The organism is Serratia microhaemolytica (assembly GCF_004011885.1).
In the GTDB taxonomy this organism is placed as follows: domain Bacteria; phylum Pseudomonadota; class Gammaproteobacteria; order Enterobacterales; family Enterobacteriaceae; genus Serratia_G; species Serratia_G microhaemolytica.
The window spans coordinates 1-1,884 of sequence record NZ_SBEF01000095.1; the positions used below are offsets into that span (position 1 = coordinate 1).

The window sequence follows — 1,884 nt, forward strand, 5'->3', positions numbered from 1 at the left end:
AGGCGGCAACAGGGTGGAAATGAGCGCCCAAGCCTCATCAGGGACATCATAACGAGCCAAATTCAAAATCCTCTTCTCGACTAAATATCGCCAAATTGTACAAAAAATAGTTACGGGACACACCCTAGCAGTGAGAGAGATTTTGGCTGAAGCTGATTGGGTTTTATGGGGTAGCCTGAGCAGTTTATTGCCATCCCTAGCCGAAGCCGCACCAAATGAATTTCTTACTGCGGTCGAAAACGTGATACGCCAGGATAATAATCCTTTTGGTACGCTTTTCGCCCAGGAACGTGCGGAGATCACGGGTAGAAATTACCTAACCGGTCTACTCTGGGCCTTGGAAGGGTTGGCCTGGGATGAACAATATCTCATTCGTGTCTGTGTCATACTTGGTGAGCTTGCCAGCCATGATCCCGGCGCTCGCTCGCTCAATCGTCCATCCAATTCGCTCGCAACGATTTTGCTGCCTTGGATGCCGCAAACACTGGCATCGATTGATAAGCGTAAATCAGCAATGCAAACACTCTTAAAGGAGTGGCCTGATATCGCTTGGCAATTGATGATTCAGCTTCTTCCAGATCAATGGCAAATTTCCCGGGGATCACACAAACCTGCTTGGCGCAGAACCATTCCCGCAAACTGGCAGGAAGAAGTCACGCCTCAGGAATACGAACAGCAGGTATCCTATTATGCCGAACGTGCTGTAGCCTTAGCAGGCCAGAATATTGAGCGACTTTGCACGCTGATTAATCATTTGAACACGCTGCCTGCATCTGCTTTTGCTCAACTGCTGCAACATCTTGCCAGCCAAGAAATTTCAGCATCTCCTGAAGAGCAAAGAGTTTCGATTTGGGAGCATCTTACGAAATTTACCAAAAAACACAGGAAGTTTTCCACGGCTACGTGGGCGTTATCTGAGGAAAAAATCAAAAAAATTGAACAAGTTACCGAACAACTTTCTCCTGCTAATCCATTTTTTCGCTATCAGCTATTTTTTACAAATAGAGACATTGATCTCTATGAAGAAAACGGCAATTGGCAAGAGCAGCGTGAAAAGATCGAAATAGCACGTGAAAAAGCTATTTTAGAAATTTTTCAGCAAGCGGGTGTAGAGCGCGTTATACAGTTTGCTGAAATCGTTAAAGCACCGCATCAGGTTGGATATGCACTGGGTGTGATTGCTGATACCTTGCTTGAGAAGACCCTGTTACCGCATTTTCTGGAATCAGAGATCAGTAACCACAAACTGTTGGTGAGTGGTTTTATTTGTCGTAAACATCAGCTTAATAGTTGGAAATGGTGCGATAACCTCGATAAGTCCGCTTGGACACCTAAGCAAATAGCACAATTCTTAGCTTGCCTGCCATTTACTCAAGAAACATGGGATCGTGCTTCTGAGTGGCTTCAGACTTATGAAGGTGAATATTGGCTATGTGCTAACGTGGATGCGTATCAGATTGAGAGCAATATTACTATTGCAATTGACAAATTGATTAAATATGGCAGGCCACACGCGGCAATTGATTGTTTGGCCACAATGCAATCTCAAAGAAAGCCTGTTGATAGTAGTCAATGTATTAGAGCACTACTTGCAGCGATAACATCCAGCGAATCTAACCATAGGGGTGGATATTATATTGTAGAACTGATCAAATTCCTGCAGGCAGAACCCTCAGTTAATCAAGATGAACTTCTTAAGGTTGAATGGGCATATCTCCCTTTACTCGACCATAGCAATGGTCGAGCACCCAAACTACTTGTAAGCGTCCGGTAGCCTCACCTTGCCGCAGCGAATAAAGCCTTTCATTATTCTCGCCATCACATCCTCTGCTTGAGAATAAACCATGCCATACACCAAACAGCAAAAACAGCAGCATCTTGATA

Annotated in this window: 1 protein-coding gene; it reads left to right on the forward strand. The window is 44.6% G+C overall.

Features of this window, described 5'->3' with window-relative positions:
• Positions 1 to 142 precede the first annotated feature (142 nt).
• Complete coding sequence (locus EOJ37_RS14005) at positions 143 to 1,774, forward strand: hypothetical protein (RefSeq protein ID WP_127960486.1); 1,632 nt, start codon at positions 143 to 145, stop codon at positions 1,772 to 1,774.
• Positions 1,775 to 1,884 lie beyond the last annotated feature (110 nt).